Genomic DNA, 19,287 nt, shown 5'->3' with positions numbered 1-19,287 from the left:
TCATGTCTCATTCAGTTGATCGTGAATAGGGTGCGAACCGGCAGCTCAGGCCTTGATTGAGGCCCCACCGGGTCAAGACCCCGGATGGGTCGCCACAATCCGAAGCGGGTCGCGGAGCAGCTCGGCGGTGACCTGGTAGCCGGAGCGATTCAGGTTGGCCGCGTCGTCAATGTCAGCCGCCAAGCCCAACTCCAGGACGCGGCGGCCGCCGCGGCCTCGGCTCAGGTAGCGCACCAGCGGGCTACTTTCCACGTCGGATTCACCGCTCTTGAACCAGAGCGAGTTATGAATTTTCGACCAGGCCCCCGCGGCGATCTCCGCCTCGTCATTCCTGAGTCCCGACCCCATATCCTTGAGATGTTGCGCAAAGGCGCCCGCGAGAAGACTGTCCTCGAAGCTGATGCAACCATCGGTCCCCGAGCAGACCACATGGACGTCGCGACTCTCGAGGTGCAACGCCTGAACGGTCGCGGCAAAGTTCGGGAATGAGCCGATCAAGACACGCTCGGCCTCCCGGCTCGCGAGAATCGCGCGGGTGCCATTGGTCGTGGTCATGACCAGAGTCTTGCCCCGACAGATCTCAGGCGTGAACGACTTGGGAGAGTTGCCGAGGTCGAACCCCTCAATGGGCAGCCCTTCTCGCTCCCCCGCGAGGAGCACCGAGCCGGTCGGGAACCCGTCGGCCTTGCGACGCGCCTCGTCGATTTCGCCGCAAGGAATCACCGCCGCGCAGCCGGCCGCCAGGGCATGGACCATGGCGGTAGTCGCCCGGAGTACGTCCACGACCACCGCCACCCCTCCCCTCAAGGCTCCCGGAGGAATCAGGCTCGGTAAGAAATGGACGAAGACTTCGGGCTGCTCGGTCTCGGGCATGGACGAAGATCCTCTCGCAAGTCCCTTATATTTCGTTCGCTCGTTCGGAATGCCGCTACGATTATGGCATGTCACCCGCCCCGTTGTGGAGACCTCCTTCCACTGGAGCGTGAGGGCGTGAGCTGGACGGCTTCGAACAGCCTGCGATTGCGTGGCGGACAATCGCCAACGTTCGCCTTCCCAAGGCTGACCCTTTTCGGTAGTCTTCGCCCCTCTAGGCGACTCGATTTCCCATCACGGGTCGCGCAGGGATCGAGGCAGCCGATTCAGCCTGGGCGAGGTGCATGGATGCACGAGCCGAAGGGAAGGATTCTCCCACTTAGCGGGCCCAGACGATTTATTATCGATCTGGTGCATTTCGCGCGTCAGGTTCCATCGACACCCGTTAGTCGAGTTGTCAACGTTTCGGCGTTGATGGAACCACGCGAGCACCATCCGTCTCGACCTTCGTGGGCACTCTTGTTCATGAAGGCGTACGCGTTGGTCGGGGTGCAACACCCGCCGTTGAGGCGGGCGTTGCTGGAATTTCCATGGCCACGAATTTACGAACATCCCTGGATGAACTGCGCACTCGCCATCGAGCGCTCGTTCCAAGGGGACGACGGTGTCTTCGTGGGACTGTTCCGGGCCCCTGAGCAGCAGTCGATCTGCCAGCTTCAGGAAGCCCTGAGGTTCTACAAAAATCAACCACTCGAGGGGGTGGGGGTCTATCGCCGAGCACTTGCGTTCAGTCGAGTGCCCCGGCCGATTCGCCGCCTCTTCTGGTGGAGCACCCTGAATGTTTCAGGGTTCAAGCGGGCCAAACGGTTCGGCACATTCGGCCTCACGAGTTACGGCGCTCTGGGGGCGGAATCCCTTCATCCCATTTCGCCGCTAACGACCACGCTGACGTTCGGGCCGATTTCGGCAACCGGCGACGTCGTGGTGAAGCTGATCTACGATCACCGTGTCCTTGATGGCGCCTACGTCGCCCGTCGGCTCCGCGATATCGATGACGCTCTGCAAGGAGCGATCCTCGACGAATTGCGCGATGGACCCTTTCCTGAAAGGGTCCAACCGACTCCGTCGTCAGCCATCCCGGCGCCAATCTCTCTGAAACTGCACCGGCCGGGAGGGATCGACACCCCGGCCGAGATCCGATCGCGTGAGGATTGCTCCTCGCCTCCCGGACACGCGATTTAATTCAAAAAAAGAGAGCGGCTGAACCTCGGATCAGCCACGTCTGGGGCGATGGCAAAACGTTGTCCCAGACCACCGAGAAGTCAGCCGATCGAACCACTAAAACGCAAGAACCCGGCTCCTTTTCAGGAGCCGGGTTTTTTTGCTTCCCCTCCACCCGATCTCGACCCGAGCGACACCCACTTCGCTCAACTCAAACCGGGGCGAGTCAGGACTAAGCGACCTCTTGGTCGGTCGTGACGCGAACCTCGAGCCGGCTCATCATCCGCTTGAGCCCTTCCTCTTTCGAGTTGATGAACAGCACGTTTTCCAGCACGATCGCTTTTCGTTCCTCGGTCACGTGCAAGACGAGCTTGCCCGCCCCCAGGAAGAGAAACTCGAAGATGTCGGGAATCTCTTTGTCGAACTTGAGGTTGAGAGTCGGATAGCGTTCCAGGTCGCTGAGTGGACCGTGGTGATGAAGAATCTCGTTGGGAAGGATTTCCCAGTAATCGAGATAGCGTGTCACATAAATGACCGCAAAGTTGAGTGCGAGGATCGCCGCGACCATGAAGTAGAAGCCGGAGTTGGCAACGACGTAGATGCCGCCTACCAGGACCCGAGCCGGTTTGAGCAGGTCGGCATCGAAGTAGGCCGCAATCCAGAGCAAGAAGAAGAGTCCGAGCAAGACAAGAAGAATGATCGCGATGACCGTGAATCGCGGGAAGTCGATCGCCATCATCAACAGGTTAAACGCAAAGATCCCGAGAAAGAGGATGCCCAGCAGGTTCTGTGAGGTCATGAACCGTTCGTGCTTCAGCGTCATGGGCGCCGGAACCTTGACCGGTTCTCCCGCGGCCGCTTTAGCCTTAACTTCCGCTTTCTCTTGCTGGATCGGATCGTTGGTCCTATCCCCGATCAGTTCCATCCCAATCCCGCAGATCAAGGCAACGATCATGGTCGGGAAGATAAAGATGAGTTTCGGGTAAGTGAAGATTCGTATCCCTTGGTCGCGCGGTTTGACCAGGGTGCTTGGGGGCGTGGATGCCGCTTTCGGGTCCGAGGCCATGGGGGAAGATCTCCAGAACCGGACGTCGCGAACGAACAAAACTCCCAACGGTCACTCGCCGCGGGGTTCGTCTCAACGTCAATGCGTTCGGCTGAGGGCATCGTAACGCCCGGGCAGCCCTCGGTAAAGTCCCCGACCCCAAGGGGATCGGTATCGAGACTCGGCCGGATCCCATTTCGATTCCGAAGAGTGGTTCGTTCGATCCCCCGATTCATTGCGTGCAATCCGGAGCGGTGTGTTCGGTCACGTGAGAACCGTTCCACTCGACAAACCGGGCGTCCCCGCGCACTTGGTACACTCCAGCCGGTGCTCACGAGCCCCCGCTCGTTTTCGAGTGTCCGCCAGTCGCATCCGCCATCTCAAGAGCAGCCGCTGAAGTTCAGCGACTCCCCTCGACCACATTCCGTCCCCAAAAGACGCCGAGCAACCGATTGAAACTCGCTCTCGCAGCGGAAACCACGTCACCCCATTTCCGTCTGAAGCGAAACAGCACACGTTTCGAGCGGGCTGCATCGATTGTCTTTTGCGATGCGCACAGCGGAGAAAAAGTAGTGGGCTGGCTCCCGGCCCGCTGATCCCCTCTTTTTTTTCGTGCTGGATGTGAAGCAATCTCCACTTGAGGTAGCCAACAATGACAGACGTTGAACTTGCAATACATGAAACAATTACCACTGGACAAACCGCCACACACGACGTAAGTTCAAAACGTTCTCACGTTCGACTTCTGTCGCCACCATGAAGGGAGATAAAAGCGATGATCTTATCGTCTCGATTGGTCACGGTTGGAATGAGCGTCGTCTCGATCTTATGCTTGGGCATGATCCCGGTGACAGCGCAAGAGGCGCCTCCCTCGACCTCCACCACAACTTCGTCCACGAAGACCGAAGCTCCAACGGCCAAGCCCACCAGCACGTCGCTACGCCGAGTTCCAACCTATTTCGGGCAAATCGGCCTCACGCGGGAGCAGAAGGACTCGATCTATCAGGTCGTGGCCAAACACCAGTCGAGAATTGAAGAACTGAAGAAAGAACTCGCCGAAGCGAACGCCAAGATGGTTCAAGAGTGTGAAACCTTGCTGGACGACGCGCAGAAGAAATCGCTCGAATCCCGCCGGCGCTCAGCGGCGGACGCAGCCAAAGCCAAAGCTTCCGCCAAGGCCTCGCAACCGAAAGAGGACAAGAAGACAGACTAAAGGAGGATCAAGTGATCCGCCTCGAGCCTGCCAGGGATGGCCCACCGGCCAGGCATGCCACCGAGATCGGAGAGGATTCAGGCCCCAAGGGCGGCGCGAAGTTCCGCCGCCAAGTGGTCGGCCCGCGGATAACGATCGTCGGGCCGCTTCGCGAGCGTTCGCAGACAGACTCGCTCCAATCGCTCCGAGACAGCCCCATCGATCGACCGAAGGGATGGGGCCACTTGGCCGATGATTTGCTCCCGCAACTCGATGGCAGTGCCTGCCTTGAAGGGACGGCGACCGGTCAGCAACTCGAATAAGACCACGCCGAGGCCGTAGAGATCCGCGCGGTGGTCGATGGGTCCAAGCGCTTCCGTCAGTTGCTCAGGAGCCATGTAGGGGAGCGTGCCGACGCCGCCTTGGTTCCGCTGGAGGTCTTCCTCAAGGACGGCAATCCCGAAGTCGGTCAGATAGGCCTTGCCTTGCAGGTCGATCAGGATATTCGCCGGCTTGATGTCGCGATGGACGAAGCCGGCCCGATGCGCATGGTCAAGGGCGTCGGCCACCTCGGCCACGATGCGGGCTGACGTGGCGTGGTCAGGCTGTCCCGTCTTGATCCAGAGCGCCAGGTTGGTCCCCTCGATCCAATCACCGACGATGAAGCACGAAGTCCCGTCGCGCCCGACGTCATGTACCGGGACAATGTTCGGATGGCGAAGCTGGGCCACCTTGCGTGCTTCGAGGCGGCACTGGTCCACCTCCCCCGAGGTAACCGGCCGGTCCACTCTCGGAATTTTCACAGCGACCACGCGTTCGAGCCAGGTGTCAAACCCCTTGTAGACCCGCCCAAAGCCCCCCTCACCCACCAAGGAGTCGAGCCGGTAACGGTCGGCCAACAAACGGGGCAAGCCAGGGTCGTCCGGCGTCAACCGAGCGAATGCGGTGGCCAATCCCGAGATCGGGGTTTCGCTTTCCACGGAATCGTTCAGCCAATCCACCTGCTCGAGTTTCGCAACCTGCCGGCGGAAACCAGTGAGGAGTTGCGGGCAATCGCGGCACAGTTCCTCGGGCGCGAGGGCCTCACCCTGGGCCTTGCCTTCCTCCCAACGCACGATTAAATCGAGCATCTTCTCCCGGTCGCTTTCCATCATCGTTGGAGCCTCATTCTCCTTCAGGTGAATCACCATGGAGGGCATCGCGAATCAAGAGCCGGGCGGAGGCCCACCGCCGTTGCACCGTCTTGGTCGCAACTCCGAGCGACTCAGCGGTCTGAGCGTGGCTCATCCCCTGATACCAGACCCGATCCATGACCTGTCGTTCCGGCTCGGGCAACTGGTTCACAACCTCGTGAAAGGCCGCCCAACCCTCGAGCGTCTCGGGCCGCTCCGCTCCGCAGTCGATCCCGGCCAGCCGAGAACCAGGGTTGCCCCCGTCGGTATGGTGATGGGCTCCTTTTCCCTCGGGCCCATAGTCTCGACGCGCCAGGTCGATCAACTCCCGACGAATCTGGGCTGCCGCCAGATTGTCGAAGTGGGATACCCCCTCGGGGCGGACCGCGGCGAGACTGCGGTGGAGCCGCAAAAGCGCCGCCTGGAGCAAGTCGTCAGTCTGCTCCCAACGCGCCACATGCGGATAGCGCCTGAGCATCGCACGGGCGAGAGCCACAAACCGCTTCTGGGCCAGGGCCACTAACGATTCCCGAGCGGAATCGTCACCATTCCGGAGCCGGTCCAGCAGGTCGCCTGCCTCGGTGGTCTGGCCCATGGTCAGGTCAACCCTCCACTTCCGCGTTCGCTACGTGCCCTTCGCCGGCCCCTCTTTTGACTCGCTCCATTCTAGCGCAGGGCATCAAGCCGGCCAGCCTACCCCATCAATCGGGGCGTTCTTGCCCGGTTCTTTGTCCACCTCGACCATTCGCTCTCGCATTCTCTTCGGGTGCAAGGTTGATCGGTTTCGACGAATCGGATCGACCGCTCCCCTCGCTATATTTTTTGAAATCACAAAAAAAATAGAACCAAGGACGTGGATGATGACCCAAGAGATCAACCAATCCCAGTACGAGCCCGAGATTCTGAGTTCCCCGGTTCCCGTGCTCCTCGACATCTACGGCGCACATTGCGGACCTTGCCGTCAGCTCGCCCCGGTCATCGACCGCTTGGCCACCGACTACAGCGGTCGTGCCAGAGTCTTCAAAGTCGATGCAGGCGCCAATCAGGAACTGGCGGGCAGCCTGATGATCTCGGCCGTCCCCACCGTCGTGGCCTTCCGCGACGGCCAAGAAGTCGGGCGACTCGTCGGCCTCCGGCCCGAGTCGGCCTACCGTAAACTGCTGGAATCCGCGGGAGTCCCCTGACCCCTCGCGTGACGTGACACGATTTCGACGGCGAGTCCGGAACCAGAACGATTCCGAGGCGGATGAAATGACGGTGTTTGCCGACACAACGTCCGCCTCGGCCCTCCCCTGATTCTGGGGTCTCCAATCAACCGAATCCTGATCGTAACTCTTTTGCATGATGGATGTATCGGCAATCAGACGACCCGAGTCCTTTGCCCTTTTGAGCCCTCGGGGGCGTGGAGTGAACCGGGCCCTGCCCTCTCCAATCTCGGAATCACTCCCTCGTTTTGGGAAACCGACTAGAAGCGGAACTCGGTTCCCGGTAAGATGGGGACCCCAACGAACTGAAAGGCCAAACCAGAAGGCATCGCCTGGGGTTTGGAGCGCCAGTCGGATCACCTTCGAGAATTTGCCAGCACGAACTTGTGGCATAATTTCTTGGGTCGGGGTTCAGCAGAGTATGACGGAGAGGTGACCGAGAGGCCGAAGGTGCAGCACTGGAAATGCTGTGTACTGTCACAGGTACCGAGGGTTCGAATCCCTCCCTCTCCGCTCTAGATAGTAGGCCAGAAGTCCAGGGTTCCTGAATTCAACCTGGGCGTAGGCGAGTTCGAGCCTCGGAATGGAAATTTCCGATCGCCCGGGCTCAGGACCAAGTGGCCATCATGAGACGACGATGACCTTCCCTCCCGGTAATTACGGGACGGAAGGTCATTTTCATTTTGAAAGACTTCGTTCTTGCTGAGGAGAACGCAGTCCTACAAGGCTCCCATGATCGTCCCGGAAGTTCGTCGGTTTCGTGGGGCTCCCTTTGCTCGCTCCGAGATCCTGGAGAGCCCCGAATCGCCCCCTTGTTCGTGTCAACTTGCCCGAAGAAGGAGTGCGCTGCATGATGGCCCAACGACGAGACTTGAGCTTCGCCCGCCTCGACGAGGTCATGCCCGACGTGGAACACCTCCTGGAAGGCCATATTACGGTCGGCCGGTGGTCCCTCGGACAAATCCTCCATCACCTCGCGACGGCAATCGCCCTCACGATGGAAGGAGAGCCCGACACTTCGGAACCGACCCGGGTGCAAGGGATTGCGTACCGTCGCTTCTTCAGGTCGGGCTTCTTTCCCGAAGGACAGCATGCGTCGCACCCGACCCTGATCCCACCCCGCAGCCTCGACACTTCCGCCGAAGCCCAGTCTCTGAGCGACGCGATCCAGCAATTTTCGGCAAGTAACGGCCCGTTCCCCTCTCATCCCAAGCTCGGACCGCTTCGGCGGGGCGAATGGACCCGATTTCACTGCATGCACTGCGCCCATCACCTTGGCTACGTCTTACAGACGACCCCCAAGGCGACAAGACTGGTGCGAAAACCGACCCCGTCCGGGGAAATTTTGGGGCCGATCGGCGAGAATTGACAAATTTCTTGAAAAAAGTCAAGACTTTTGGTATGTTGATTTATGCTTTCTCAGAATACCAACAATTTCTGACTCGCAGGAGTTCTCAATGGCTTCCCAATGGTTCATCAACCGAGTCGGCGCAAAGAGCTCCGGCCCCTTCACCTCGCAGAAACTCAAGGAACTTGCATCATCGGGTGGCGTGCTGGCCAGCGACATGATTCGCAAGGAGGGGGTCGACAAAGCCGTGAAGGCTGGGAAACTGAAAGCCTTGTTCCCCCGGACGTCCCTGTAACGAACGCACGTTTGAGATCAAGTCTTTCACACCTGTCATCGTTTGAGTTCGAGATTTCAACCGAGCCTTGGGCTTTCTTTCCGTGATTGGCACGAGTTCCGCGGTTCTGCTTGTTCCATCAACTATTGAATGACCGCATCGGGCTTGAATCGATTCAGGCCCCGCGGTCTCTTACCCACCGGCTCGACGACGCCCCAATTCAGGTCAGGCGCCACGCATAAAGCTCCTTCGTGAGTGGATCCGACGATTCCGATTCGTCATTCCGAAAGGGCGAGGGCCGTCGTCGCCACGATTGTCGTTCGCAATCATTGCGGGTCGGGAACCACTTCTCGGTGATTGCAACGATAACCCCAGCCCCGATCAGACGAACTCGATCCAAACCTGACTCAAGGTTGCTTGGAACCCGCTGATTCAGGAACGGATTCCACCGGAACAGGCTCGAGATGAGTCGGCGCTTCCTCCACATGCTTTCGGAAACCTCTTCGGACGGACAAGACCACCCCCGGTGATCTCTCTTGCTCCTGCTCCAAGGCGGTGCTGATCGACTTCCACCCCTCGAGTGCGACTTCTACCTTTTGGAGTCTTGCACGGAGCGTCTCCACTTCCTGGGTCAGCGACTTGATCTGAGCTTCGGCCTTCTGACGACTCTGCTGATGGAACGTTTTCAGGTCGTCCATCGGGTCGCCCGCTTGCCGTGGTTTGGTCGCGGAAGCTCCCGCGAGCGGAGGTAGGTTCTGGGTTTCATCAACCCCAAGTAGCGTTTCGGTCAGTGGCAATGGAACGGATGGAGGCTGAGTTTCATCCGGCAAAGGAAGTGGTGGTGGAACCACCACTGGCAACGGGGCCACTACCGCACTTGGCGGCGAGGGAGGTGCCTCCGCCCCCTCGACGGCTGTCGCGCCGAGCCGCTGTGCCATGAACGCGATTCCGCCAACCAGCCCCAATCCAAGGAACACCGTCAACAGAGTTTGGCGTTGCATCTTGACCTCCGTGGCGAATTGTCACATCCGTATTATCAGACAACGAGCATAGCGAACACGTTTCATTTCTCTCAACCTGAAAAAAAAGCAGCGACCAAGAGACTCAAGGCGTGTCGCCGGTGATCTGCAATGATCGTTTGACTCTATCCACCCCTCGCCCGAAAGTCATCAGCATCCCACCGCCCTTCCTCGGCCCGCAATTCGGTTTTGTTGCAAGACGAAGGCCTCGCATTCCCTTTCTCCCGATTTGACGAGACAACTTCAGACTTCGCAATCCAGATCCACATCTCATTGGCTTCGGCGACTGTTCAATCGCAGACTCGAAGATCAAGGTTCGCCGCGTCACACCTCGCCGGCCACTTCCCGAGAAACGCCGCATGTCGAAAGCAGATCGCTTGCCCCTCGCTCTGGTCATCGCCCCGGCATGGTTTATGATCCATCAAACGCCCTGCCTTGCCCAGACTTCGATCTCCGAGGAAGGAGCCCTCGTCTTGGAGACTACGGCTTCCGTCTACGGAGACCCGCTGGTCACGATGGAGCTCACGCGCCGAGTGAACGATTGGACCTCTTCCTTTGAAGACCAGACTCTCTGGGACCGACGACCTCCAGCGTGCCCTGGTCACGGCCATCGGCCTCCGCGCAAACCGGCTCCAGGACGTGGTGTCCCCGTACGCACTCAAAGGATCAAGAGGGTCAGCGGCTCTCGGGCAAACACCAGTACGTGATTCATTTCCCCAAATCAGTCGCTCGGGGAGGTCGGAACTGTGCGAACGAAATCAAGGCTGTTGCAAGCGGCGGGCGGCAAGTTCGGCTACCTGCTCCTCGCCCTCATCGCTTTGAAGTTCTCGGCGCCTGTGACCGCCGAAAGTCGCGTCTGGACGACCGTACTCGCCATTCTCACGAGTGGCACCCTCGTGGCCGCCCTCTACGCTGCTCGCCCCGGCAGACGGTCGTTGGTCCTTGGCTCGACTCTGACCGGCCTCGACGTCATCATCGGGCGACTGAGCAACCTTGATGAAGCCCAGTGGCTCCTCTACCTTCAGTTCACCATCTGGCTGGCCACGCTGGCCTACGTGAGCTTAACGGTGATCGAAGTGGTCCTCGAAAGCGATGTCGTGTCCCTGGAAACCATGCAAGCGGCCCTTTGTGTGTACCTGCTCCTGGGACTGATATGGACCTACATTTTCGTATTTATCGAGATCTCATTGCCTGGCTCGTTCCAATCGCATCAAGGCCCCCGAATCGTTTGGACCGACAGCCTTTCGCGACGCGTCGGGTTCGCGCGTCTCCTGATCCTCAGCGACTCCACCCTGACCTCGACAGGCCTGGGCGACCTGACCCCATCCACCGGCCCGGCGATCATGGCGGCGAACCTGGAGGCTTTCACCGCCCAGGTCTATCTCGCCATCGTCGTCGCTCGGATCGTTGCGGCGGGGATCGCTCAAAAGCCGACCGGCCAACCCGACGCAACCGACCGAGAACCCGGCTAACGAAGGATTGATGCGCGGTTGAAAGGAAGACCGAGGAGCAGAAGGCTCTGTGGACCACCCCCCGCGTGAGGAATCGCAGTCCTGGAGATTGATCTTAATTCGGAGGGCCTCTTAATGACCGAACCACCCATTGCGAGCGAGCAGTTTGACGCGATCCTACCGTTCCTCGCCCTTTTCGACACGAAAGGATATTGCTACGGTGGATGGCACACCCCCAGGGGAGAGTTTGGATACTATTCCTATTCTGAAGACGTCTCGTCCTTTATCCAGGTCTTGTACAAACAGGGATGGGTTGTATCGTTCGACTGGCCGCAATGGCAGGAAGAGGCCGAGCGGCTCGTCGAATCGCCCACGGACTTGGCCCGCGCCGATGCGGCGACAATCCGCAGGCTGTTGACGCTCCATGTCAGAAAGGACCGATTCTGCGAGGGGCACCTGGCTGAGATGCTGAAGAACGGCCACATCCTCGCCTTGCTCTATCGGCTCCGTGAGATCCGGGACGAGGTTTCTTACTAACCGGGTCGAGTGAATTCTGACGGGAGACCTCGACCGGATTGAACCTGCCAGAGCAAAGCTCGATCTTGTTGAGTTCGGTCATGAATCGCTCAATCGCGTGCCATGATGGCTTGACGTCTCGTCATCCATCCACCGCAATCGCCCCTCCCCTGGAATACCGCAACGCACCGCCGGTACTCCGGGTGTTAGCGCGACGTGAGCCAGGACATCGACAAACACATGATGACACTACTTTTAACATCGCATCTACAATCATAATGAACACAATGCAGCCCGATTCAGGACGCCGTCCGGGCTGTGTGCGATATGAAAGTCAAATATAGCGTTGATGCCATATTCGTTTTTCGACAATAAGGATCACCGACGTCGTGACGAACCCTTCGAACCGAAGCTTGAGGTGGCACCGACGATTGGGCGCAAAGGGGGTTTCGTCCACCATCCGGTCGACCTCGTGATCGCCCTGATCGTAACAGACATCAAGAAGCCGATCCCCATTCGAGGCCAGCCGGCGCGCCAGTTCCTCGATGTCACGTCTACGATAGATCACAGCGCCACCCGTCTCGATCGTTCGATCATTGGAGTCGCAGTTGAACTCCGTCGTGTGGACGGCGACGCCCCCGGGCCATATATGATTCATCGAATTCATGACGAAGTCGATCCCGGCCTCAAGTGAGCCGAGGTGCTCCATCGAGCACGAGCTCCAAAGGAACCGGAACATGCCCAGGTCTCCGGGGATGTCGGTCATGTCCACCGGTCGGAACCGCACCAGCCGATCGAACCATTTTGGCTTGGCCAGACCTCGGGCATTGAGCGACTCCAAACCCCGACAGAGTTGCCCGTTGCACCAATTCGCAGCGGCTTCCGCGGTCTCCGGCTGATCGGTTGCCAAAATCTCGCAGCCGTAGCCAGCGAACAAAGACGGAAGCGGCTCATCGCCCACGGCGAACCCGACCCCATGCCCCCCACGGGCGAGAAGTCCCCGCTCATGTAGGGCGTGGGCGATCGCGACGAACTCCCATTGCCTGCGATGAAGGTGAAATCCCTCCCGTAGCCGGACGAGTTGGTCGCGATACCAGGGTTGCTCGAAGTCGTGGAACGTGCAAAGCCTCGAGGTTGTCATCGATTGGCTACCCGCTTAATAGACGCCGGCGGAGACTGAGAGACCTCACCCGACAAAGGCCCCCCCCTGCCCTCCTCGACATGGTGACTATGATGGTCGCTCACTGGGACCAGGACGAATCGCTGCTTCCCAGGGATCACGATCGAGGAGACGTGGAGCTTCATCGACGCGGGACGTGCATGCCCAATAACCCAGCAGGGAAACTGCGAGAAAATCACGGGTTGAAGGCCTCCAGCAATCGCGCCGGCCCCCCCTTGTATCGCATCTCGACGCGAAGCTTCGTTGTCCTGAAATGAGGACGCGCATGGACGGCCATCGCTCGCGAGTTCGCCGGCGTCGACGTGACCATCGGCAGCACGACCTGTCCCCCCATCACCCCCATGCTGACGATGCATTCAACGCCGTCGCGATTCATCTCGACAAACAGATAAACGTCCTCGATCGATTCATTTCCAAGCAGACCAAAATCCTATCAATACAATTACTCATTTATACAACAAATATGACTACGCAGTCTTTTCAGCCGATAGCGAAACAGAGCCGCACCCAACAAAGATAGGACGATGAAATAAAGCATAGACAATCTCAGCGACCAGATCAGGTCGTCGAACGGAGCCGACCAATAATACCGCAGATCGAGACCCGGAATCGTGAACTGCCCGAAACGATCTCCCCTCAGGATGTCGGACGCGACGCTCCTCCGTGGGTCCACGATCAGCGGTCGGACGTTGCCGGATGAATCCACCTCGAATTGGTCGCTTAGTGAGAGGTCGCCTTCCCCGACCAGTAGATGGAGATCGTCCCCCATGCTCCTCAAGGTCGGGAGCCTGAGATGATACGTAGATCGATCAAAGAAATTGGAAACGCCCCAGAGAGTCGTAAATGCGAGAGTCATCCCGACCGAGAAAATCAAGCCCCATTCGAGAATCGTGCGTTTCATCGAGGCTCCCCGTGTCCGGTCACTTTGCCCGACGATCCATCCCGAGGACGGATTCCTTTCGCCTCTCATCTTACAGCAGTAATAGAGGCGGAGGGTTAGTGTCTACCAGAGTTGGTTTAGGTTTGACATCAATCCGAGGTGGCACACCTCATAGGGAACAACGATCCGCGACAGAGCTCAAGAACCGATGATTCTTGCGGTTTCCGCAACGGGTGGGTTTACAGCCGCACGGCCGGGCCGGAAATCCATCAAGATTCCCTGAACAGGGCCTGAGGCCAGAGCAAGCGGTTGGCCATCAGGATTTCGACGATCGCCCCCAAAGGGAATTCGCCTTCCCAGGGGACGACCCGATCGATGGTCCCGGCGAGGTCCAGCGGATCGAAGTCGTGAGTGATGGCGGGCAAGGCGCCAACGATCTGGGTCTGGAATTCGGTCGAGGGCTCCATGGTGTGGCTCCTGGCGATCGGAACACTTGCACAGGATTGCCAGGAGAGCCGCACTGCTGCTAGCCCCCCCGTCTCAAACCTTCTCAGAGGGGTGCGGAATGTGAGTGTTTAGCCCCCTTTGGGTTTGCAAGCCAGGAGACGATGGTAGCCGGGGATGTCAGGGGCAAACGACAGATACTTGTTGGACTCCGGTGAGGTCTGGACGTGGAGCCGACCACAGGATTCACACTCTGTGATCGAGAGGACGTAGGGATTTTGTGCCCGAGTCAGGAGATCGGAAATCACTTCCGCATCAGAACAGTCCATGGGGTAGTTCGTCCCGAATTGCTCGACAAGCCACGCTTCTCTACAGTGATCACGTACTGCTACAAGAAAATTTTCAACTTGCGACTGGAAGCTCATCTCGACAAACTCGAGATCTTGTTCGCCGATTACCATGGCCTCGGTCGGGCAGGGATAAACAAAGTCAGAGAGGATGTTCCCGCACTCACAGCCCATCTTGCTCATTGGGAATTCCCCGCATCGCTCAATGGCTCGTCTTGATGACTTGCCGCCTCGTCACCCCCGTCAACCGCACTCGACCCCTGGATCACCTTTTTCGGGTTCGTTGACAACGATTCTGCATTCGCCGGACTCTGATTTCCAGGGAGGATACGACCGTCGACACCTTTCGATCGAGAAATACGTCTTGTTGGGATTGCCCGACGACCGCCGCAGAGAACGTCCGTGACCTTGCTTGAATAATCGTCCCGCAAAAGGTCATGGCCGCGCCACCAATCGAGCCACTCCTCGCGTGGCTCGAGCAGAACGACACGCTCGAACCTTGCCTGGAGGCTGTCGGGTACGTTCACCAATTGGAGTTCAGACAGATGGCCGGTTCGTTTCTGAAGACCATTCCGCTGCTTCGGATCTTCGACGTGGGAAAGGCGAAGGACTTCTATGTGAACTTCCTCGGCTTCTCCATCGATTGGGAGCATCGATTCGACGACGACTCGCCCATGTACATCCAAATATCGATAGGAAACCTCGTTTTGCACCTGACCGAGCACCATGGCGATTGCTGCCCTGGCTCAACGGTGTTCGTCTGGATGACCGGGCTCGAGGAATTCCATCGGAAAGTCACATCGAAAGGCTACAAGTTCATGCGGCCCGGCATCGAGACAACTTTCTACTACACCAGGAGCGTCGAGGTCATCGATCCGTTCGGGAATCGCATCCGGTTCAATGAGCGACTGACGCCAGGGGGAACTTCGTAGGGGTGTCGGTGGCCACGCACCTAGAGAGGATAAGGCGGAGAACCTGGAAAACCCACCGAGGTGAGCGACTGGATACCCATCCCCACTGAATTGCTCAGATCTCGCCAATGAAGTGCCTGGCTGCTCTTGCCTTCGAACCGGCGGCTGAGCCAACGAATCATCGTGCCGAGCGGTCGTTCCGGTGGGCGGTGCAAGCGCGAAAGCTGTCGTGCGGCAACAAAACGGAGGCCGGCGCCCGGTGCTTCGAGGTCTTAGCCAGTTTGGCCCGAACCTGCGTGCAGCGAGGCTATGATGTGATCTCCTATCTGGCCGCGTGCCTACCACTGAATACGACCGCTTAGCCAATCCCACCACCGCGTCCGGAGGAGACGGTGTGATCAGCAACGAGGAAAACGCCCGTCCGTCCGATCCGATCCTCGTCACGTGGAGACTCAGCGGGGACGAGGTGAGGCCTAGGACGAGCAAAAGGACCGGAGACTCCCGGCCGTTGGAGTCACTGCTCGGCTTGTGGACAGGCCGTGCCGACCCACCCCCGCTAAACACGCACTCAACAATTGTCGATAATCGTTAAGTCCCCCTGTTTTCATTCACCACCCCAATTTGCAGGGTCAGGCGCGGTCACATGACGTGGAGATTGGCCAGACACACCCGCAGCTCCTCAGGCACGCGCCATTGCCGGATCTTCACAGTCAGCCCGAGAAGTCCCTTTCCCGGCCTCCGATTCGATGGTTGACCGCACCCGCCCGCAATGTAGACTGGGATCGCCGGGGAAACCGGCCCGCATTCCGCGATCGAACACCAGAAGGAGAGGAGCAACGGCCATGGCTGATGGCTCACAGAACCTTTCTCGCCGGGATATGATGCGGCTCGGGGCAACAGGAGTGGCCGCGGCAAGCATCGCCAGCCTGCCGGTGCTGGCGGTTGAGCAGGTCGCCGCCGACAAACTGCCGAAGCGGCGTTACGGTCGTACCGGCCTCGAAATCGGCTGGCTCGTGGGAGCGTCCGACTGGCCCAAGGAGCTCATTCCACGGGCAGTGAGCGTCGGGGTCAATTACTGGCACAAGGCCCATAGGTGGACCGCCGACACGCTCCCGCCGGCCCTCAAGGCCCTGCCAAGGGAGGCCTATTACCTCGAGTGCGTCGTCGACCGCGTGAACGGGGACCACACGCGCGGCAAGATCGATGAAGAGCAGCATTACCAGTTCGTCAAGGCGCGTCTGAAGGAAGCGGGCGTCGGATATTACGACGTCTTCAAGTTCCATTTCGGTTATCACTCCGTGGAGGAGGCGAAGCAGAACTCGGGCATGGTCCGGGCGTTCGAGCGGTTGAAAAAGGAGGGGCTGGTCAAGCACCTGGCCATCTCCCAACACCACTACAACTCGATCAAAGGGGACATGGCCTGGGAGATTCTGGACTACCTGGCGGACAATCGACCCTACGAGGCGACCCAATTCTTCTACACCTACAACGATCGCAAGGAGGTGCAGGAATGGATCGACGTGGCGAAGAAGAAGGACATCGCGACCATCGCCATGAAGACGATGGGCGGCGTGGGGCGTGCGGCGAACGATAAGAAGTTCCAGAAGCTCCTGGCGGATCCAAAATTCGAGGGCAGTACGCCCGGCGCGGCTATGGTCAAATGGCTGAGGTCGAACGAAAACCTCACCGGGGCAGTGATTGCGATCAAGAATTTCGATCAACTCCGAGAGAATGCGGGCGCGGCCTCCGGCCTGGCCATGGGGAATCAGGACCGTGCGGCGCTCACCCTGTTGGCTGGCTACAACAAGGGACTGACCTGCCTGCTGTGTGCCCAGTGCGTCTCCGCTTGCCCAGAACACATCGGAATCTCGGACATCTTCCGGTACGAGCGGTATGCCCGAGACTATCACGACCTCAACCGGGCGAGGAAGGAATACGCGGCCCTGACGCAGAACGGAACTTCCTGCGTCGGTTGCGGCGATTGCCTGCCCACCTGCTCGCAGGAAATCGATATCGCCGCCAAATTGAAGGAAGTCCACCGGCTTCTGGGATGAGCTACAGATATCTTGAAACCACCCGGCAGCCGTTCTGGGGCGGCGATTCGGGCTAACCCCGGGACCCCGACGGGCTGGATTAAGACGGGAGGTCCGAGCCGGCGAGGAGTTCGGCGGCGATCGCGCGCCGCCCTTCCGCGTCGACGTCATCGAACCGATTCGACGCCGGGCTGGCGAGGTCGAGGACACCGAACAGCCGCCCCTCCCACAGCAGCGGCACCACGAACTCCGACCGGGACGCCGGTCAGAAAGAGGACATCCATAGCGGAATGCCATAAAGATAAGGCACAAGCTTTTGACACAAAACGGCTTGCGAGCACTACCCAGCGACCCCTTTTTCGGCTCGGCCCGCACATCCCGTTCTTGGTGCCGCTTGCCCCATCGGGATGCCTCTCGAACCAGTTGTCGAGGTGGAACGATTTGCGCGGAGCGACGATGAGGGCCGACGCGATCTCGCCGGTGCACATCTGGAGCCGCCAGCGATATCACTCGTAGGTATCTGAGACCCGCTGGTCGCGGCAGTAGGTGAGGAGTTGGTCGAGGATCTCAACCAGCAGAGGCGAAGTCGTCCGCGTCGGCAAAGCTTGGGACTGCTCTGTGCCTTCCGCCATCAGTTTGTGATAGAGAGCGGTGCGTAGCCTTCTCGCCACGTTCCATCGGGCTTCGCGGCCCTGGACAGAGACCAGGACTCCAAGCATTGTGTTCTTACGAACACCACAACACGCTCGTTGCCGCTATGTATCCGCTCTATGGCTTATTTAAAACGACTTCGTAGAACGACAAGCCAGTTTTAAGGAACTCGTTTTGGGCGAGCTCAGTCCAACAAAAAACCCCTGGATTTCCAGGGGTTATTGCGTCAGTACACCCGAGAGGATTCGAACCTCTAACCTTCGGTTCCGTAGACCGATGCTCTATCCAATTGAGCTACGGGTGCGTGTTTGATTCGGCTCCATGGCCGACACGAGATATACTAGCGAGGTCGGGGGTCGGGAGAAATCCCAAAACCCGAGAAAATCTGGTTTTCATTGAAACCGGCCCAAATAACCCGCACAGTTTCACTTTGGATCGCCCGGGAGTCGGATCAACTGACCTGCTTCGGCCGAGGAGTAGCCGGCCCAGACGACCTCCATAGTTTTGAGGTTGTCGGCTCCGCTGGTCTCGTGGGGAGTGGCTTGAAGCAAGCCTTCGACGAAGTGGGATTGGGCCTGGGAGTAACCGTCGACATACACTCGGTCGGCGGACTTCATCGGGACCAGCTTCCGCTCGCTCGTTCCGTCGAGGCCGATCCGCAGGAGCGAGCCGTCGGCCTGGATCTTCAGAAGGCCTTCGGTCCCCTCAACGGCCGTCTCGTTGAGGGCCCACTCTGGGCGTGCCACGTCGGCAGGCGCACACCAAGTCATGTCCAGCAAGGCAATCGCTCCGCTGGTGAAACCGAGGGAGAGAGTCGCGAGATCTTCACCGATGTGGCCTGAACCAAATCGGCCCAAGGTCGCCGACACGGTTTCAACCTCACCCAACAGGTAGCGGGCGGTGTCGACCAGGTGGCAACCCATCTCAAGGAGGATCAAGCGAGGCATCGTCGCGAAGTAAGGCTGATCGCAAAATCCGTCAGGACGCAAGGCACGCGTGTCGCGGTGCGCGAGGCGAAGGCGGATCGGACGGCCGATGGTGCCGGCCTCGATCTCCCGCTTGAGCGCACGATACCAGGGGCGGAACCGCCAGTTCTCGTGGATCATCAGACGAACCGACGCCAAGGCGCATGACCGAATCATCGCCTGCAGGTCCGAACGGATGACGGCCGATGGCTTTTGGCAGAGGACATGGGCTCCATGTCGGGCCGCCAGCTCGACGAGCTCACGATGCGAGTCAGGCCCCGTGCAGATTTCGACGAAGTCGAGTGTCTCGCGACTCAGCAGGTCGGCCGCATCGCGGTACGCCTTGCCCGGGATGATCCGCCCCGCACGTTCGAGACGTTCGGGATCGAGGTCGCAGAGGGCCACGATGCGCGCGTTGGCGACGGCCTTCCAGGCCTCGAGGTGATACTGCGACACGAAACCGCAGCCGATCAGCCCCCCACGAAGTGGGGACGAGAGACTCATTCGATGCGTCCTCGAGCCCGATCCGGAAGAAAAAAAAAAGGACGCGGCGGGCGAACCCTGGAACACGTGTCCCCGTAGAACGAAATGATCCCGGCTCGACGGATTAGACCGGCCGC

The 19,287-nt window shown here is 59.3% G+C and carries 21 protein-coding genes and 2 tRNA genes; 10 read left to right on the top strand and 13 right to left on the bottom strand.

What is annotated here, in order from left to right; translation table 11 throughout:
* Nucleotides 1–72: 72 nt before the first annotated feature.
* Nucleotides 73–873 (bottom strand): 2-phosphosulfolactate phosphatase, encoded by an 801-nt coding sequence (locus tag V5E97_RS12700; protein WP_406699690.1) that lies wholly within the window; start codon nucleotides 871–873, stop codon nucleotides 73–75.
* Nucleotides 874–1,431: 558 nt separating this feature from the next.
* On the opposite strand from V5E97_RS12700, the gene V5E97_RS12695 reads away from it, so the two are divergent.
* A complete protein-coding gene (locus tag V5E97_RS12695) occupies nucleotides 1,432–2,055 on the top strand; it encodes a hypothetical protein (RefSeq protein ID WP_406699689.1) in 624 nt (207 codons plus the stop codon).
* A gap of 211 nt (nucleotides 2,056–2,266) precedes the next feature.
* Here the strand turns inward: V5E97_RS12695 and V5E97_RS12690 are convergent, their stop codons facing one another.
* Entirely contained in the window at nucleotides 2,267–3,100 is an 834-nt protein-coding gene (locus V5E97_RS12690) for a hypothetical protein (RefSeq protein ID WP_406699688.1), read from the bottom strand.
* Nucleotides 3,101–3,854: 754 nt separating this feature from the next.
* Here V5E97_RS12690 and V5E97_RS12685 point away from each other — a divergent pair.
* Nucleotides 3,855–4,292, top strand: coding sequence for a hypothetical protein (locus tag V5E97_RS12685; protein WP_406699687.1), 438 nt, complete (start codon nucleotides 3,855–3,857; stop codon nucleotides 4,290–4,292).
* Between the two features lie 77 nt (nucleotides 4,293–4,369).
* Here the strand turns inward: V5E97_RS12685 and V5E97_RS12680 are convergent, their stop codons facing one another.
* Nucleotides 4,370–5,425, bottom strand: a complete 1,056-nt coding sequence (locus V5E97_RS12680) for a serine/threonine-protein kinase (RefSeq protein WP_406699686.1) — start codon at nucleotides 5,423–5,425, stop codon at nucleotides 4,370–4,372.
* Nucleotides 5,426–5,435: 10 nt separating this feature from the next.
* The gene (locus V5E97_RS12675; protein ID WP_406699685.1) at nucleotides 5,436–6,038 is read right to left on the bottom strand and encodes an RNA polymerase sigma factor; all 603 of its coding nucleotides are present in this window, start codon (nucleotides 6,036–6,038) and stop codon (nucleotides 5,436–5,438) included.
* Between the two features lie 262 nt (nucleotides 6,039–6,300).
* Here V5E97_RS12675 and V5E97_RS12670 point away from each other — a divergent pair, with 262 nt between their 5' ends.
* The 4 genes from V5E97_RS12670 to V5E97_RS12655 all read left to right on the top strand — a co-directional run bounded on the left by V5E97_RS12670 (nucleotide 6,301) and on the right by V5E97_RS12655 (nucleotide 8,291).
* Nucleotides 6,301–6,627 carry a thioredoxin family protein gene (locus tag V5E97_RS12670; RefSeq protein WP_406699684.1) on the top strand — a complete coding sequence of 109 codons (327 nt, stop codon included), beginning with the start codon at nucleotides 6,301–6,303 and terminating at the stop codon, nucleotides 6,625–6,627.
* 447 nt (nucleotides 6,628–7,074) lie between these two features.
* Nucleotides 7,075–7,161, top strand: a tRNA-Ser gene (locus tag V5E97_RS12665).
* Nucleotides 7,162–7,498: 337 nt separating this feature from the next.
* Nucleotides 7,499–8,017, top strand: coding sequence for a DUF1569 domain-containing protein (locus V5E97_RS12660; RefSeq protein ID WP_406699683.1), 519 nt, complete (start codon nucleotides 7,499–7,501; stop codon nucleotides 8,015–8,017).
* Nucleotides 8,018–8,105: 88 nt separating this feature from the next.
* Nucleotides 8,106–8,291, top strand: a complete 186-nt coding sequence (locus V5E97_RS12655; protein WP_406699682.1) for a DUF4339 domain-containing protein — start codon at nucleotides 8,106–8,108, stop codon at nucleotides 8,289–8,291.
* A 386-nt stretch (nucleotides 8,292–8,677) separates the two neighbouring features.
* Here the strand turns inward: V5E97_RS12655 and V5E97_RS12650 are convergent, their stop codons facing one another.
* On the bottom strand, nucleotides 8,678–9,271 hold the full coding sequence (locus tag V5E97_RS12650; RefSeq protein WP_406699681.1) for a hypothetical protein: 594 nt from the start codon (nucleotides 9,269–9,271) through the stop codon (nucleotides 8,678–8,680).
* 764 nt (nucleotides 9,272–10,035) lie between these two features.
* On the opposite strand from V5E97_RS12650, the gene V5E97_RS12645 reads away from it, so the two are divergent.
* Nucleotides 10,036–10,761: a hypothetical protein gene (locus V5E97_RS12645; RefSeq protein ID WP_406699680.1), complete on the top strand. Its 726-nt coding sequence runs from the start codon at nucleotides 10,036–10,038 to the stop codon at nucleotides 10,759–10,761.
* Nucleotides 10,762–10,875: 114 nt separating this feature from the next.
* On the top strand, nucleotides 10,876–11,277 hold the full coding sequence (locus V5E97_RS12640) for a DUF6508 domain-containing protein (protein WP_406699679.1): 402 nt from the start codon (nucleotides 10,876–10,878) through the stop codon (nucleotides 11,275–11,277).
* Nucleotides 11,278–11,590: 313 nt separating this feature from the next.
* Here the strand turns inward: V5E97_RS12640 and V5E97_RS12635 are convergent, their stop codons facing one another.
* The 4 genes from V5E97_RS12635 to V5E97_RS12620 all read right to left on the bottom strand — a co-directional run bounded on the left by V5E97_RS12635 (nucleotide 11,591) and on the right by V5E97_RS12620 (nucleotide 14,290).
* Nucleotides 11,591–12,397 (bottom strand): SAM-dependent methyltransferase, encoded by an 807-nt coding sequence (locus V5E97_RS12635; RefSeq protein WP_406699678.1) that lies wholly within the window; start codon nucleotides 12,395–12,397, stop codon nucleotides 11,591–11,593.
* Nucleotides 12,398–12,611: 214 nt separating this feature from the next.
* Complete coding sequence (locus tag V5E97_RS12630) at nucleotides 12,612–12,812, bottom strand: hypothetical protein (protein ID WP_406699677.1); 201 nt, start codon at nucleotides 12,810–12,812, stop codon at nucleotides 12,612–12,614.
* A gap of 773 nt (nucleotides 12,813–13,585) precedes the next feature.
* Nucleotides 13,586–13,783: a hypothetical protein gene (locus V5E97_RS12625; protein ID WP_406699676.1), complete on the bottom strand. Its 198-nt coding sequence runs from the start codon at nucleotides 13,781–13,783 to the stop codon at nucleotides 13,586–13,588.
* A gap of 108 nt (nucleotides 13,784–13,891) precedes the next feature.
* The gene (locus V5E97_RS12620; protein WP_406699675.1) at nucleotides 13,892–14,290 is read right to left on the bottom strand and encodes a hypothetical protein; all 399 of its coding nucleotides are present in this window, start codon (nucleotides 14,288–14,290) and stop codon (nucleotides 13,892–13,894) included.
* Between the two features lie 362 nt (nucleotides 14,291–14,652).
* On the opposite strand from V5E97_RS12620, the gene V5E97_RS12615 reads away from it, so the two are divergent.
* Nucleotides 14,653–15,039: a glyoxalase superfamily protein gene (locus tag V5E97_RS12615; protein WP_406699674.1), complete on the top strand. Its 387-nt coding sequence runs from the start codon at nucleotides 14,653–14,655 to the stop codon at nucleotides 15,037–15,039.
* A gap of 821 nt (nucleotides 15,040–15,860) precedes the next feature.
* The gene (locus tag V5E97_RS12610) at nucleotides 15,861–17,072 is read left to right on the top strand and encodes an aldo/keto reductase (RefSeq protein ID WP_406699673.1); all 1,212 of its coding nucleotides are present in this window, start codon (nucleotides 15,861–15,863) and stop codon (nucleotides 17,070–17,072) included.
* Between the two features lie 79 nt (nucleotides 17,073–17,151).
* On the opposite strand, the gene V5E97_RS12605 is transcribed toward V5E97_RS12610, so the two are convergent.
* From V5E97_RS12605 to V5E97_RS12590, 4 genes are all read right to left on the bottom strand, one after another.
* On the bottom strand, nucleotides 17,152–17,292 hold the full coding sequence (locus V5E97_RS12605) for a hypothetical protein (protein WP_406699672.1): 141 nt from the start codon (nucleotides 17,290–17,292) through the stop codon (nucleotides 17,152–17,154).
* A 265-nt stretch (nucleotides 17,293–17,557) separates the two neighbouring features.
* Nucleotides 17,558–17,770, bottom strand: coding sequence for a hypothetical protein (locus tag V5E97_RS12600; protein ID WP_406699671.1), 213 nt, complete (start codon nucleotides 17,768–17,770; stop codon nucleotides 17,558–17,560).
* A 162-nt stretch (nucleotides 17,771–17,932) separates the two neighbouring features.
* Nucleotides 17,933–18,006, bottom strand: a tRNA-Arg gene (locus tag V5E97_RS12595).
* A 121-nt stretch (nucleotides 18,007–18,127) separates the two neighbouring features.
* Nucleotides 18,128–19,171, bottom strand: coding sequence for a Gfo/Idh/MocA family protein (locus V5E97_RS12590; protein WP_406699670.1), 1,044 nt, complete (start codon nucleotides 19,169–19,171; stop codon nucleotides 18,128–18,130).
* Nucleotides 19,172–19,287: the final 116 nt, after the last annotated feature.

This window comes from Singulisphaera photorubra (assembly GCF_045290345.1).
Taxonomy (GTDB): Bacteria; Planctomycetota; Planctomycetia; order Isosphaerales; family Isosphaeraceae; genus Singulisphaera.
The sequence above is the reverse complement of the archived record's forward strand: the minus strand, read 5'-3'. Positions and strand labels throughout refer to the sequence as shown.

What these genes read in the sequence shown, in the direction of transcription:
- V5E97_RS12600 (WP_406699671.1), bottom strand. Translation starts at nt 17,770, where the DNA reads ATGCTTGGAGTCCTGGTCTCTGTCCAGGGCCGCGAAGCCCGATGGAAC.
- V5E97_RS12620 (WP_406699675.1), bottom strand. Translation starts at nt 14,290, where the DNA reads ATGAGCAAGATGGGCTGTGAGTGCGGGAACATCCTCTCTGACTTTGTT.
- V5E97_RS12675 (WP_406699685.1), bottom strand. Translation starts at nt 6,038, where the DNA reads ATGGGCCAGACCACCGAGGCAGGCGACCTGCTGGACCGGCTCCGGAAT.
- V5E97_RS12680 (WP_406699686.1), bottom strand. Translation starts at nt 5,425, where the DNA reads ATGATGGAAAGCGACCGGGAGAAGATGCTCGATTTAATCGTGCGTTGG.
- V5E97_RS12655 (WP_406699682.1), top strand. Translation starts at nt 8,106, where the DNA reads ATGGCTTCCCAATGGTTCATCAACCGAGTCGGCGCAAAGAGCTCCGGC.
- V5E97_RS12670 (WP_406699684.1), top strand. Translation starts at nt 6,301, where the DNA reads ATGATGACCCAAGAGATCAACCAATCCCAGTACGAGCCCGAGATTCTG.
- V5E97_RS12610 (WP_406699673.1), top strand. Translation starts at nt 15,861, where the DNA reads ATGGCTGATGGCTCACAGAACCTTTCTCGCCGGGATATGATGCGGCTC.
- V5E97_RS12590 (WP_406699670.1), bottom strand. Translation starts at nt 19,171, where the DNA reads ATGAGTCTCTCGTCCCCACTTCGTGGGGGGCTGATCGGCTGCGGTTTC.
- V5E97_RS12695 (WP_406699689.1), top strand. Translation starts at nt 1,432, where the DNA reads ATGAACTGCGCACTCGCCATCGAGCGCTCGTTCCAAGGGGACGACGGT.
- V5E97_RS12690 (WP_406699688.1), bottom strand. Translation starts at nt 3,100, where the DNA reads ATGGCCTCGGACCCGAAAGCGGCATCCACGCCCCCAAGCACCCTGGTC.
- V5E97_RS12685 (WP_406699687.1), top strand. Translation starts at nt 3,855, where the DNA reads ATGATCTTATCGTCTCGATTGGTCACGGTTGGAATGAGCGTCGTCTCG.
- V5E97_RS12615 (WP_406699674.1), top strand. Translation starts at nt 14,653, where the DNA reads ATGGCCGGTTCGTTTCTGAAGACCATTCCGCTGCTTCGGATCTTCGAC.
- V5E97_RS12640 (WP_406699679.1), top strand. Translation starts at nt 10,876, where the DNA reads ATGACCGAACCACCCATTGCGAGCGAGCAGTTTGACGCGATCCTACCG.
- V5E97_RS12700 (WP_406699690.1), bottom strand. Translation starts at nt 873, where the DNA reads ATGCCCGAGACCGAGCAGCCCGAAGTCTTCGTCCATTTCTTACCGAGC.
- V5E97_RS12635 (WP_406699678.1), bottom strand. Translation starts at nt 12,397, where the DNA reads ATGACAACCTCGAGGCTTTGCACGTTCCACGACTTCGAGCAACCCTGG.
- V5E97_RS12630 (WP_406699677.1), bottom strand. Translation starts at nt 12,812, where the DNA reads ATGAATCGCGACGGCGTTGAATGCATCGTCAGCATGGGGGTGATGGGG.
- V5E97_RS12625 (WP_406699676.1), bottom strand. Translation starts at nt 13,783, where the DNA reads ATGGAGCCCTCGACCGAATTCCAGACCCAGATCGTTGGCGCCTTGCCC.
- V5E97_RS12660 (WP_406699683.1), top strand. Translation starts at nt 7,499, where the DNA reads ATGATGGCCCAACGACGAGACTTGAGCTTCGCCCGCCTCGACGAGGTC.
- V5E97_RS12650 (WP_406699681.1), bottom strand. Translation starts at nt 9,271, where the DNA reads ATGCAACGCCAAACTCTGTTGACGGTGTTCCTTGGATTGGGGCTGGTT.